Source organism: Candidatus Poriferisocius sp., from assembly GCF_965202595.1.
In the GTDB taxonomy this organism is placed as follows: domain Bacteria; phylum Actinomycetota; class Acidimicrobiia; order Acidimicrobiales; family Bin134; genus Poriferisocius.
In genome coordinates, this window is sequence record NZ_OZ241836.1 from 504,379 (window position 1) to 517,218 (window position 12,840).

The window sequence follows — 12,840 nt, forward strand, 5'->3', positions numbered from 1 at the left end:
AGGCTGGGCAGATGAGGTATCCTGGGGAATTGGTGCGGTTGACCGGCGAGGATTCCGGAAGTTGATCGGGCCCCGGTTCTTGATCCCGGTCTGGGTGATTGCCGGGCTGCTTGTCGCGATAGCAGGGTGTGTCGGGGGTACACGGGTGAACCTGGAGACCAGTTCCGAGGTAACGCCCCCAGGCCCGGGCCCGACCTCGACCCCCTCGTCCGTACCGGTAGGGGAACCCACGCCGACACTCCCACCGGCCCCTCGAACCCCGGGAGTGCCTGCGCCGGCCACCCCCGATCTTGCGGTCGAGAAGTTCCTGGGTTCCCTGCCCCAGGATCTGGGCACCGTATTGGCCGGGGAGTTCGAGGATTTGGCGGAGATCTCCGCCCGGTGGAACCCGAACGGGCAGATCTCGGTGGCGGTGGTTCTGCCCGACGGGTCGCTCTACGGGATGAACGAGGAGGTGTCGCGCATCTCGGCCAGCGCAGTGAAACCGCTGTGGACGGCAGCGGCCCTCCAGGGGGCCGGTGTGGAGGCGGTGAGGCCGCTGGCCTTCGATGTGCTGGTCATGTCCGACAACTCGGCCGGCGGGAGGATGATCGACCTGGCCGGGGGAGTGGATGCCGTGAACGCCTGGACCTGGGAAGTGGCCGAGCTGGATGATACTCGGCTGGAGGCTTGGCGGTTCGAGGATCCCGGTCGGGTGGCCGACGACTTCCGGCCGGACAACCCGATGGGCAACCGCACCACGGTGGCCGACCTGGCTCGCTTCTACGCCCGCCTGTACCGGGCAGAGCTGCTGGGCCCGGACGAGTCGTCCGCTCTCATGGGGTGGCTACGGGACACCTCTCACACCCTGATTTCGCCGGGAGACCTCGACGGTGCCCTGCTGGATCGCCTGCCCCCGGAGGTGGCCGCCTCGGCTTTGCACAAGGCGGGATGGCTCAAACCCAACTGCTGCCGGGCGGACTACCGGCAGATGATCGATGCCGGGTTGGTGGTGCTGCCCGGCGGGGGATGGTTCGCCCTGGCCATCGTGACCAGCCGGGGTTATTACTACGACCTGTCGATCCAATGGGTGTCGCTGGCCGGCTGCCGGATCTACGCCGTGCTGGCCGGTGACCATGAGCTCGCCTGCGACCGGGACCAGGACGGCATCCACGATCCCGAGATCTGGAATTAGCGGGAAATCAGAATCACGGCCCGGGTTGCTGGGCTCGAGCCCGAACCGGGGGAGGGGCCAGGTGAATCGGGCGCTCCGAACCTGCATGGGGAACCGGGCCGTGAGAGCATGCAGGTATGCAGGACTTCAACGGCAAGGTGGTGGTGATAACCGGAGCGGGCAGCGGGATCGGGGCTGCTCTGGCCGCCGGGTTCGGTGCCGAGGGCGCAAGAGTCGTGGTGGCCGACATCGATCTCGCGGGAGCCTCGACCGTTGCCGGGCCCCTGGGCAAGGATGCGGTGGCGGTGCCGGTGGACGTTGCCGATCGGGCATCGGTGGAGGCGTTGGCCGATGCCGCTTGGGCAGCCTTCGGGCAGGTGGATCTGCTGTTCAACAACGCCGGGGTCTTCCAGGCCGGCCTCATGTGGGAGCGCACCCAAAACGATTGGGACTGGGTGCTCGGGGTCAACGTGTACGGCATCATCAACGGGGTGGCCGCTTTCGTTCCCCGGATGATCGACCAGGACACCGAGGGTCACATCGTCAACACCGCGTCGGTGGCCGCCTTCGTGGCCGGTGGGTTCTCCAGCCCCTATGTGGTATCCAAATGCGCCGCTTTTTCGCTCACCGAGTGCCTGGCGCTGGATCTGGCCGCGGTGGGGGCCAAGATCGGGGCTTCGGTGCTCACCCCCAGTGCCATTGATACCGCCATCGCCCACACCGCCCGGGTGCGGGGCGAGCGTTATGGTACCGACGACCGCGAGGACAACGCCTTCGTGGTGGAATCGCTGTCCAGGATGACCTCGGACGGAATCCCGCCATCCGAGGTGGTTGCCCCGGTCATGTCCGGGATAAGGGCAGGTGACTTTCTCATCCCCACCAAGCCCAGCTACACCAACCAGCTCGAGGTTCGCTATCAGGCCCTGCTGGAGCGCAGGATCCCTCCCACTGCCGAGGTTGACTGATCCATTGCGGTTGTGCAGTAACGCGCTCCGGGTTCTGGCGTGCTCCTCTCGGTTTTGGTGGTTGGGGCGGACTGTCCCGCGGTTGTGCAGTAACGCGCTCCGGGTTCTGGCGGTCAGCCTCTTTTTGGCGGTGGTGGGGGCTGGATGTGGCCAAAGCGGCTCGCCGGCAGCGGATTCCGCGGTTTTTGTCCCATCGCCGCCCGGTTCCCCCTCGCCGGGGTCCGGCTCGGCAACACCATCCCCAACCAGCCCCGGGAGCTCAGCCAGTACCCAGAGCTCAACCAGCCCCGGGAGCTCAGCCAGTACCCAGAGCTCAACCAGCCCCGGGAGCTCACCAACGCCCACCCCGTTGGTGGTCAAGCAGTGGGGGTTGGATTGGGACGACCTTCAAGGCCTCCAGTTCGAGATGGATGGACAGACCATCAGGTTGGAGCAAGGCAAGGCCACGATTACCCACGGGGGGGCCTCGGCCGACCTGTACACCCTTCAGAACCGGGTGGCCCAGGGCGATCTGGACGGTGACGGCTTCGATGACATGGTCGCCCATATCGTCATGGCACCGGCGGGGTCGGGCACCTTTCACCTGCTGGTTCCGGTGATCGATGATGCCAGGGGCGGGGTGGCGCGCCAGCCGGTGATGGTGGGTGATCGAATCGTTATGGACAGCTTCGAGGTGAAAGGGGGCAGGGTTGTGGTTGCGCTGTTCGACCGTGAACCCGATGAGCCCTTCACCATCATCTCGCGGCACCAAACCCTGGGGATCGACTTCTCCGAACCGGAGCCGGTCGTGTCGGTGATCGATTCCCAGCCGCTCGAGAGCCTCCCGCTCCCCGACCCCGACCTGCCCGATATCGAGATCCGGTTCGACCCGGAGGAGATCGGAACCATTGTGGCTGGGTCGATCGGGTTCCGCCACCGCCAGACCTATGCCGCCCATATCGGGGCCGGGCAGTTGTTCACCGCCACTTTGGATGCCCCCACCGGTGTCTGGCTGGACGTGAGGCTTGGGGACCATGTGGTGGCCTCGGCCTCGGATCGGCTTCGGCGGGTTCAAGCCGAGTTGCCGGCCACCGGCCCATGGCGGGTGAGCGTGGTTTCTGCCCATGCCGGTACCACCGACTACAAGCTGTCCATCGAGGCCCTGCCGCTGGGATCGGGCTCCGGCGAGGGGCCGGTGCCGGTGGTGCCTGGGGATGATCCGGCTCCGCCGATGACAGAGCCGGTGCCGGTGGTGCCTGGGGATGATCCAACCTCGCCGGTGACAGAGCCACCACTGCCCCCGGGGGATGATGCGCCGGTTGTGCACCTCACCTTCGACGACGGCCCCCACCCCGTCTACACGCCCCAGGTTCTGGATGTGCTGGCCCGCTACGGCGTTCCGGCCACGTTCTTCGTTCTGGGTTCGCTGGCCGAGAAGTACCCCGGCATCATCCAGCGCATACTCGATGAGGGCCATACCATCGGCAATCACACCTGGAACCACGAGTCCCTGGCCGGTCTGCCCCATGAGCAGTTCGACTCTACGGTGGGCAGAACCCAGGCTCTGCTCGGTAATCGCGCTACCTCTTGCTTGAGGCCCCCCTACGGTCTGATGGATGCGTTCACCCGGGATTGGGCCAGTGGGCACGGCTTGACCGTTGCCTTGTGGAACGTCGATCCCGAGGATTGGCGTAGCCCCCCGGCCCTGGCCATCGCCCAGCACATCGTGGATCACGCCCGGGACAAAGCGATCATCCTGCTCCACGACGGCGGCGACGACCGCTCGCAGACGGTTCTCGGCCTCGACGTGGCCCTCAGCGACCTATCCAGCCGGGGCTTTCGCTTCGAACCCCTCTGCCGCTGACCCGGTTTGTCGTTCCGCCCCGGGTGGGAGCCGTTACCCGCCGCCCGCCACCGCGATGAGTGCTCATCCGATCCGGGCCGGGCCGATGGTGGCTCACTAGTGTGGGGCTCATGGGCAAGAGAGCGGCGGCAATCGTGGGGCTCACCGAATGGGCCCCCAAGCGGGTGTGGGACGAGCCCATGTTCACCATGGAGGCGTGTGCCCGGCTGGCGGCCGAGGTACTGGCCGATGCCGAGGTGGACAAGGGCGAGGTGGATGGGCTGGCCATCAACGGCTTGAGGGAGTCGCCCCTGTTCGCCCCCTCGGCGCTGGCCGAGTACCTGGGGGTGCGCAGCAACTTCAACGAGGTGGTGGATCTGGGTGGGGCCAGCCCGGCGGGAATGGTGTGGCGGGCGGCGGCTGCCATCGAGGTGGGGGTATGCGAGACGGTGCTGGTTTTCACCCCGTCGGTGCCGGCCCCGCCCCAACCCGGTGCCAACGGCGGTCCGGTCAAAATGCAGATGGGGGCCTACCTGGGTGGCGATGCCTGGGGCTCACCTCAGGGCCAGTTCGAGATTCCCGCGGGGCTGGTGGCCGCCACCCCGAGCTTCGCCATGGCGGCCCGCCGCTACATGGCTGCCCACGGGGTTGGCGAGCAGACCCTGGCCAAGGTGGCGGTGGACTCCCGCTACAACGCCCAGGCCAATCCTTTGGCGGTGTTCCATGGCCGCCCCATCACCATTGAAGATGTGATGAGTTCCCGGTACGTGGCCGACCCGCTCAAGCTGCTGGAGATCGTCATGCCGTGCTACGGGGGTTCGGCGGTGCTGGTGACCACCGCCGAGCGGGCCGCCCGGAGCCCGCACCGGCCGGTGTACGTGAGCGGCTACGGCGAGCACCTCACCCACAAGAGCATCACCTACGCCCCCGACATCATCGACACGCCCATCCGGTTGGCCGCCGATCGGGCCTTCGCCATGGCCGGGGTATCGCGTGAGGCGGTGGACATGGCCTCCATCTACGACTGCTACACCATCACCGTGCTGTTGACCATCGAGGATGCCGGGTTCTGCCCCAAGGGCCGGGGCGGGCGGTTCATCGACGAGCACAGCCTGCGCTATGACGGCGACTGGCCCCTGAACACCCACGGGGGCCAGTTGGGTATGGGTCAGGCCGGGCTGGGCGGCGGCATGTGCCACATCACCGAGGCCGTGCGTCAGGTGCAGGGTCGGGCCGGTCCCCGCCAGGTACCCGATTGCAACATCGCCTACGCCAACGGCACCGGGGGAATGCTGGCCGAACAGGTGGCTCTGATCCTGGAGGGGGCCTGATGGTGCGTTTCTCCAGCGGAGGCCGCCCCCTGCCCACCCCCACCCCTATCACCGCCCCCCACTTCGACGGCCTGCGCCGGCGGAAGCTGGTGCTCCAGCGCTGCCCTCGCGATGGGTGGTTCTTCTACCCCCGGGGCCGGTGCCCCGACTGCCTGGGCGACGACTGGGAATGGGGCGAGCTGAGCGGCCGGGGCACCGTTTACTCCTACACCGTCGATCGGGCCGGTCACGACCCTGCCCTGGCCGGTCGCATCCCGTTCGCCATCGCCCTGGTGGATCTGGACGAGGGACCCAGGCTGGTGGGGAACATGGTGGGTTGCGACATTGCCGACATCACGGTGGGCATGGCGGTGGAGGCCGCCTACGAGGATGTGGACGATGCCACCCTGCTGGCCTTTCGCCCCGCGGCTAGCGGCCGGTGAAGGCTCGCCAGGTGGGTTCCTCGTAGGGGAGGGTGCCGATGCCGTCGTGGTGTTCGGGCCAGTCGGCGGGCGGCAGGCTCAGCGGGTTCACCCCAACCTCGGCACCGTAGAACAGCTTGTGGATGCGGCGCACGAAGTACCAGTGGCCGTCCCGGCGCTCGTAGGTGTCGTCGTAGCGGATGGCCTGGTGGATCCACCGGTCGCCGTCGGCGATCTCACCCTTGCAGTAGACGTGGCCGGTGGCGTGGTTATCGTCGATCAGGTCGATCTGGTGGGTGCCGATGTTGAGGATTGAAGGCCCGATGGTTGCCAGCGACTGCTCGAAGTCGGCCCGCAGCGCGTCACGCCCGTAGGTGTCGCGCCCCACCCGGACATCGTCGATGAACAGCTCGACCAGAGCATCCAGGTCCCGCCGGTCCACCGCCACCGCATACCGGGCCGCAAGCTGGCGTATCTCCTCATGGGCCAGCAGCCGTTCGATGTCGTTCATACACTGATCCTGCCACGTACCGGTAGGGGTTGAGAGCGCGGTGGTTAGGATTGTTTGATGGCTCTGGTTTCGCCGCCGCTGGTTGCTCCGGGGATGCACGAAGCCAGGCGTGCGGGCGAGAAGTTGGCCGATATGGGGGCGGCCAAGGTGCTCGTGTTCGGGTCGGTGGCAAGCGGCGATGCGGTGGTTGGTAGCGATATCGACCTGGTTGCCATCTTCGACGATCTGGGCGATTACAGCAACTTCGCCGTCTGGTGCACCAGAGACCAACTCATGGTCGTTGCCATCTTCGACGATCTGGGCGATTACAGCAACCGGAATGAATTGCGGGTCGCCCTCACTGTCGGCGCTCAGCAGGTGACCGGTGTGGCTATCGACCTCTGGGTGACCGATCATCCCGAGTGGACGCACAGATCAACAGCCGTAACCTCATCCTTCGAGGCGGCTGTGGCGGAAAGCGCCGTCGTGCTTGTTGATCGGCCTCCGAGGTGTTCAATCGATTGGGAGAAGGAGATCGGTATGCCAGCCGATGATCGGGGTGAAGCTCTACAGAGGCTGCGGGACACCCACAACTCCTTGGGCCGCAGTCTCAACGGTCTCTACGAGAGCGCTCAGGAGCGTATGGAGGCCGCCGGTGAGGATACCCGTCGCTGGGCTATGGCCCGATACGAAAGGGTGGCATTCGTCTGCACCGACTCCCAGAAGGCTATTGAGTGTGCCTACAAAACCGTTGCCTGCCTACTGGGATTGAAGCCCGAGCGTATCCACTCCCTCAGCGCCCTGGCCAAGAACTTTCCCGAGGAATACCTGGATGTGGCACAACCAGCTCTCGACCCTCGCAACCGGGTGACACCCAGCGCAATGACCTTGTGGCACACGGCCGGCCCTTACAGCAACCAAAGACCGGCGTTGGACCTCGCGCAGATCGAGGAAACCGCTGTGGAGCTAGCCGGTATCGCAGCCGCCACTGCCACTGCTCTAGCGGCCCACTTCGAGGGTGTTCCCGATGCCAGCGTCCTCGTTTCCGATATTTTTCATACCGTGAACCAGATAAATACCGGACTTGCAGCAGGCGACGTCGGCCCTTAAGACGCAGGCTGAGATAACGCTGGGGCTTCCAATTGACCGGTAAACATCAGGTTAGCTCATTGATATAGCTGGAAAAGACACGGTCCAGTTCGACAATGGCCTCGATGGCCCAGTCTTGGTACTCGCCCCATTTATCCCGATCTTCAGGTTTGGCAGGGTTGAGATAAACGGACACGCTAGCGTATTTTGTGTCTTGCTGCTGTGGCTCCCAATGGAGTTGGAGCTTGGTTGATGAGTCAATATCCTGGCGCTTCGCTTCCAACAAAGGATAGGCCGCTTCACCATCATCCATATACAACATGGCTCTCAGTTGGCAGTCGTCGTTGCTGTGACTCTCGTGTCTTTTGTACCAATGAAACCACAGTCTGTAGCGTATTATTCCATGTCTAGTATTGATGCTTTTCAAGTCCATATAGTTCTTATCAGAAGGCTTACGGACGTAGCTCAAATCCGGGTGACATTCAACAAAAGCAGGCAAGAAGTTGCTCCACCAGTCATGGTAGAGGGCACGGGCTCCGGATCGGGATGAGGAGCGTGCCTCACGGGAGAAGTCGTCCGGCTCGACAACAACCTTGAGTTCTACCGCTGGATTCGAGTTGCCAATTCGCACCGCGCGCACCTCAACACCAAAAAAACCGTTGTCTTTATCGGAGATAGAGTTAAGCCATGCCAGTGCGGATCGGTGCTCCGGCCGGAAATGACTAGCAACGAGGACGGCCCAGTCAGCCTGAAGTCCGGCAGCGTAGGTGATCAGCTTACCCAAGTGGTCGTGGTCAGTAGCCTTGAGAAGGTTCTCTACAACGACCTTCTCGCCAGTGTTGGTGTCACGAAGGACAAGATCAGCAGAAAAAGGCCCCACGGGAACTTCGGAACCTTCGAGTTCTAGGTTCATGTGCAGCTCCTTGGCGAGGTGTTCGGGGTTATCAGCAAGCCAAGGCGTGAAATCCGCGGCCTCGTTGGCCCATACCTCGCGTAACGGAACCTCCTCCAGAGTGGCAATGGAGCTTGTTGTCTGTTCGTTCATAGGTAATTCTCCAACTATGATCGACCGCTGAAAGTGGCCAGTATAGCACAAAGTTTGTGGGGTGTTAAGTCGAGTTTACTTATATTATATCGCTAAATGTAAGATTATCATCAAGTATGACTTGAATAGTAAGAGGAATAGTTAGCAAAATTGCTGCTAATATTAACAATCGTAACTTACCTAACTGGGTTGGGGTTGCTTTCCATCTGCCAATAATCATACCGGTAAGAAATATAAAATTCAAAGGCCAGAGAAAACTAAATGATATAGAAATTAATGATAACAATGGTAGGCTTATTTTTGTATAAAAATTGTATGTTTCTTTGCTCTGGCTACTATTTACTTTTGTATTTGTTTGCTTACCATAAGATTCTAACAATATGTTAATTAAAATAGCTATTGGAATGCCAAATATATAAAGAGCCAAAAAGGCAAAACTAGCAGTCCCATCATCTGTATACCCATACCAGACACTGGCGACAAACATTGATAAAGAGCAATACGCCCCAAGAGCTGTTAGCAAAGGCAACTTTGCCTTGATAGATGATAAAATAATTACCTGTGGAGTAGCAAAGTAACCTACATATACAATGATTGTTTCAAAAGATCTTTGGGGCCAGATTCCTATCCATTCTATGACCGGGTCTGCGGCAATTGCACCAGCAAATGTGAATGCAAAAAGGGTGCATAGCCTGACTGGAAGTGGAACTGTTTTTTTGAGCATAGATTAGGTGCCATCTATTGTAGCTAGCTGATTTCGTGGATGGGCTGAAAAACCTTTTCAAAAAGTGACAACTTTTATGTCCTCTTTTTAAAAGTGAAGGCCCGTGCAAGGGCCAGCAAGAGCAGGCTGTAATGGGGGTTTGCCGGCTCCCGAATTAGCTGTTCTCGACCGGGCGGGTTTCGGTCCAGTCGATGTGCAGCTCTCTTGCGGCGAAGCGCCAGCCCTCGTCGAGGCGGGCGAAGTGGTCCTGGTAGCGGATGTACATGATGTAGTCGTGGGCCGCGCTGGCATCGTCGGGAACGGTGAGGTGATGGGCGATGCAGTAGGTCTCACCGGTGGCGGTGTCGCCGTTAACCTCGACCTGCTGCTGGCCCAGGAAGTGGAAGGTGGGGTGGTAGGGCATCCGCGAGATCGCCCTGGTTATCTGCTCCCGGCCCTTGCGCTCGCCGATCAACTCGCCTCCCCGGGCCAGGTTGACTATTCGCAGCACCCCATCGGGGGCGAAGCAGGCCGCTACCCCTTCGGGGTCGCCCCGGTCTACGCAACGGGCGTATTCCGCGACCAGGTCGGCCAGGGCTTCTCGGTCAGACATGCTCATACCACCTTACCGGGATCTACCGGGACATTACCGGAGGGCGAGCTCAGGCAGTGGAGGGGCAGTGGGCTTCGGGTGGGCTTCGACATTCGACCTTACCGGGAGGCGAGCCCAGGCAGTAGGCTACGGCGATGGCTGTTATAAACGCTGTTGATGTGGATGTGCGCCGGGTGGCGGGCGCGCTGGGGGCAGAGGTACGGGGGGTGTCGCTGGCCGGCGTGTCCGATGCCGAGTTCGCCCTCGTCCAGGAGTTGCTGGATGAGCATCTGGTGCTGTTCTTTCCCGGCCAGCACCTCAGCCCCGATGAGCACCGGAGCTTCGCCATTCGCTTCGGTGAGCCGGAGATTCACCCCTACATCCCCAAGCTGGATGATGACCATCCCGAGATCGTGGTGCTGCGGGGCGAGTCGGGGTATGTGGCCGACGTGTGGCACACCGACTGCACCTTCGAGCAGTCTCCGCCCATCTGCTCGGTGCTCAACGCCATGGTCATGCCGCCCGCCGGCGGTGACACCATGTGGTCCAACATGTATATGGCCTACGACACCCTGGCCGGGCCCATGAAGGAGATGATCAACGGGCTCACCGCCATCCACTCTGCGGCCAACTACGGCCAGCCCGACCACCAGGCCGAGCACCCGATCGTGCGCCGCCACCCCCGCACCGGTCGGCCGTCGCTGTACGTGAACAAGCAGTTCACCCGGCGCATCCCCCAGCTCAGTCGGGACGAGTCGGAGGCGCTCCTGGATCTCTTGACCGCCCACGCCTCCAAGACCGACTTCACCTGCCGCTATAGCTGGACCGAGGGGACCATCGGCATCTGGGACAATCGCTGCACCCAGCACTTCGCGGTGAACGACTTCGACGGGGCCCGGGCCATCAGCCGGGTCACCATTTTGGGTGACCACCCCGAACCGGCTTTCGACACCGGGCGCTGGGACTCCTACCAGTACAAGCGGGTGTCGGCCGCAGCCTACGGTTTGGATCGCGCCTGACCACCCGCTGCCTGCTGCTGGAACCATGGGGCATCGGCAGGATTATCCGCGGTGAGTGAGGGGGTCAATCATGGAATGTGAGCAGGGGGTCTTCGGCGGTGAGTGAGGGGGTCAATCATGTGGTGTTCGCGTGAGTGAGGGGGTCAACCATGTGGTATTCGCGTGAGTGAGAGGGTCAACCATGTGGGGCTGGCGGTGGCCGATTTGGAGGCCGAGGCCGGGTTCTGGACCGGGGCGATGGGCTTCGAGCAGATCAGCACCCTGGATGCCGACGACGAACCCACCGGCCGGTTGTTGGGGTTGGAACAACCGGGGTTGAGGGCGGTGTACCTGCGGCGGGGCCAGTTCATGCTCGAGCTGCTGGATTTCAGGGGCGCGGGGCTGGTGGAACGCCCGGTTCGGGTGGTCAACGAGGTGGGCTTAACCCACATCTCGATGAACGTGGCCGATATTGATGCAGCCCTCGAGCGGGTTACAACCCACGGCGGCGAGGTGCTGCACGACACCCGCCTGGGAGACGTGGCGGTGATGATCCGCACCCCCTCGGGGCAGTTGGTGGAACTGCTGGTGGGCTTTCAGACCCCAACCACCGAGCGGGGAGGATGATCCGGTGATGGGCAATCCCAGAACCTGCTGGTCGCAGAACCTGCTGGGAGGCGGAGGATGATCCGGTGATGGACAATCCCAGGACCTACTGGGAGGCGATCGTGGCCCGGGCTGGGGCCACTCCCGACGGTCCCCTCACCATCGAGCCCGATGGCACGGTGATGACCTTCTCCGGGTTCCGGGATGCCGCTGAGCGGGTGGCGGCCGGGCTGGCCACCATGGGAGTAGCCGCCGACACCCGGGTGTCGTGGCAGTTGCCCAACGGTCGGGCTGCGCTCGTGCTGTCGGCAGCCCTGGCCCGGCTGGGTGCGGTCCAGAACCCGATCATCCCCATCTACCGGGAGCGGGAGGTGGGCTTCGTTACCCGCCAGACCGGGGCCCGGCTGCTGGTGGTGCCGTCGTGGTGGCGGGGGTTCGACTACCGGGCCATGGCCGAGTCGGTGGCGGCCACCACCGATAACTGCGAGGTGCTGGTGTGCGACGGCGAACTGCCCGAGGGCGACCCCGCGGCGCTGGCTCCGTTCGAGGCTTCCCCCGGTGCTGACGGGCGGCTCCCGGTGCGGTGGATCTACTACACATCGGGTACCACCGCCGATCCCAAGGGGGCCATGCACGGGGACGACTCGGTGATTGCCGCTGCCCGCCACGTGTGGGAGAGCCTCGAGCTTGGGGCTGACGATGTGTGGCCCCTGGCCTTTCCGTTCACCCACATAGGAGGCATCAGCCTGCTCATCGCCACCCTGGTGTGCGGCACCCCCATGCTGATGGTGGAGAGCTTCAACCCCGAGACCGACATTCACTTCTTCGGGGAGCACGGTCTCACCCTGGCCGGATCGGGTACGCCGTTCTTCATTGCCTACCTCACCGAGCAGCGCAAAACCCCCGACCGACCCATATTCCCCCGAATGCGGGCGGCCATCGGTGGGGGTGCCCCCAAGCCGGCGGGCCTGCACATGGAGGTCAAGAATGAGATGGGCGGCGCGGGCATCATCTCCAGCTACGGGTTGACCGAGTGCCCGATCGTCACCTACGCCCGTCTCGACGACCCCGACGACAAGCTGGATGCCACCGAGGGGCGGATAATGGAGGACACCGACTGGAAACTGGTCGACGGTGAGCTACTGCTGAAGGGTCCGACGCTGTGCCGGGGTTATCTCGACGAGGCGCTGAACGAGACCGCCTTCGACAACGACGGGTTCTTCTTCACCGGTGATCTGGCCCGGGTGGACGGCGAGGGGTTCGTTACCATCGTCGGGCGCAAGAAGGACGTGATCATCCGTAAGGGGGAGAACATCTCGGCCAAGGAGGTGGAGGACGTTCTGTTTTCCCACCCCGGGGTGGCCGATGTGGCCGTTATCGGCCTTGCCGATCCGGTGTCGGGGGAGCGGTGCTGCGCAGTGGTGGTCCCCCGGTCCGGGGAGCCGTTCGGGTTCGCGGGGATGGTCGAGCACTGCAAGGAGGCCGGGCTGATGAACCAGAAGATTCCCGAGCAGTTGGAGATCGTGGGCGAATTGCCCCGCAACCCGGCGGGCAAGGTGCTCAAGCAGCAACTCCGGGAAACCTACGGGCAGTGACTGGTGTGGCCCCTGATCGACACCGACTACGGGAGTGACCTAAGTGATTT

The 12,840-nt window shown here is 63.0% G+C and carries 13 protein-coding genes; 9 read left to right on the forward strand and 4 right to left on the reverse strand.

The window, feature by feature from the left end:
• Window positions 1-265 precede the first annotated feature (265 nt).
• The 5 genes from ACOGXC_RS02635 to ACOGXC_RS02655 all read left to right on the forward strand — a co-directional run bounded on the left by ACOGXC_RS02635 (window position 266) and on the right by ACOGXC_RS02655 (window position 5,693).
• Window positions 266-1,174 (forward strand): serine hydrolase, encoded by a 909-nt coding sequence (locus tag ACOGXC_RS02635; protein ID WP_419919174.1) that lies wholly within the window; start codon window positions 266-268, stop codon window positions 1,172-1,174.
• Between the two features lie 116 nt (window positions 1,175-1,290).
• Window positions 1,291-2,118, forward strand: a complete 828-nt coding sequence (locus ACOGXC_RS02640) for an SDR family NAD(P)-dependent oxidoreductase (RefSeq protein ID WP_419919175.1) — start codon at window positions 1,291-1,293, stop codon at window positions 2,116-2,118.
• Window positions 2,119-2,488: 370 nt separating this feature from the next.
• Window positions 2,489-3,961, forward strand: a complete 1,473-nt coding sequence (locus ACOGXC_RS02645) for a polysaccharide deacetylase family protein (RefSeq protein ID WP_419919176.1) — start codon at window positions 2,489-2,491, stop codon at window positions 3,959-3,961.
• 110 nt (window positions 3,962-4,071) lie between these two features.
• Window positions 4,072-5,271, forward strand: coding sequence for a thiolase family protein (locus ACOGXC_RS02650; protein ID WP_419919177.1), 1,200 nt, complete (start codon window positions 4,072-4,074; stop codon window positions 5,269-5,271).
• On the forward strand, window positions 5,271-5,693 hold the full coding sequence (locus ACOGXC_RS02655; RefSeq protein ID WP_419919178.1) for a Zn-ribbon domain-containing OB-fold protein: 423 nt from the start codon (window positions 5,271-5,273) through the stop codon (window positions 5,691-5,693). Before ACOGXC_RS02650 ends, ACOGXC_RS02655 begins: the two co-directional genes overlap by 1 nt.
• Here ACOGXC_RS02655 and ACOGXC_RS02660 read toward each other — a convergent pair.
• Window positions 5,680-6,183, reverse strand: a complete 504-nt coding sequence (locus ACOGXC_RS02660; RefSeq protein WP_419919179.1) for a nuclear transport factor 2 family protein — start codon at window positions 6,181-6,183, stop codon at window positions 5,680-5,682. The two genes, ACOGXC_RS02655 and ACOGXC_RS02660, sit on opposite strands and share 14 nt — an antisense overlap.
• A gap of 57 nt (window positions 6,184-6,240) precedes the next feature.
• Between ACOGXC_RS02660 and ACOGXC_RS02665 the strand changes: the two genes are divergently transcribed.
• On the forward strand, window positions 6,241-7,272 hold the full coding sequence (locus ACOGXC_RS02665; protein ID WP_419919180.1) for a nucleotidyltransferase domain-containing protein: 1,032 nt from the start codon (window positions 6,241-6,243) through the stop codon (window positions 7,270-7,272).
• 46 nt (window positions 7,273-7,318) lie between these two features.
• Here ACOGXC_RS02665 and ACOGXC_RS02670 read toward each other — a convergent pair whose 3' ends face one another.
• From ACOGXC_RS02670 to ACOGXC_RS02680, 3 genes are all read right to left on the reverse strand, one after another.
• The gene (locus ACOGXC_RS02670) at window positions 7,319-8,296 is read right to left on the reverse strand and encodes a DUF4268 domain-containing protein (RefSeq protein ID WP_419919181.1); all 978 of its coding nucleotides are present in this window, start codon (window positions 8,294-8,296) and stop codon (window positions 7,319-7,321) included.
• 79 nt (window positions 8,297-8,375) lie between these two features.
• Window positions 8,376-9,020 (reverse strand): hypothetical protein, encoded by a 645-nt coding sequence (locus tag ACOGXC_RS02675; protein ID WP_419919182.1) that lies wholly within the window; start codon window positions 9,018-9,020, stop codon window positions 8,376-8,378.
• 154 nt (window positions 9,021-9,174) lie between these two features.
• Window positions 9,175-9,612 carry a nuclear transport factor 2 family protein gene (locus ACOGXC_RS02680; protein WP_419919183.1) on the reverse strand — a complete coding sequence of 146 codons (438 nt, stop codon included), beginning with the start codon at window positions 9,610-9,612 and terminating at the stop codon, window positions 9,175-9,177.
• Between the two features lie 134 nt (window positions 9,613-9,746).
• Between ACOGXC_RS02680 and ACOGXC_RS02685 the strand changes: the two genes are divergently transcribed.
• The 3 genes from ACOGXC_RS02685 to ACOGXC_RS02695 all read left to right on the forward strand — a co-directional run bounded on the left by ACOGXC_RS02685 (window position 9,747) and on the right by ACOGXC_RS02695 (window position 12,790).
• Entirely contained in the window at window positions 9,747-10,610 is an 864-nt protein-coding gene (locus ACOGXC_RS02685; protein ID WP_419919184.1) for a TauD/TfdA dioxygenase family protein, read from the forward strand.
• Between the two features lie 162 nt (window positions 10,611-10,772).
• Window positions 10,773-11,216: a VOC family protein gene (locus tag ACOGXC_RS02690; RefSeq protein WP_419919185.1), complete on the forward strand. Its 444-nt coding sequence runs from the start codon at window positions 10,773-10,775 to the stop codon at window positions 11,214-11,216.
• A gap of 68 nt (window positions 11,217-11,284) precedes the next feature.
• Window positions 11,285-12,790, forward strand: coding sequence for an AMP-binding protein (locus ACOGXC_RS02695; protein ID WP_419919186.1), 1,506 nt, complete (start codon window positions 11,285-11,287; stop codon window positions 12,788-12,790).
• Window positions 12,791-12,840 lie beyond the last annotated feature (50 nt).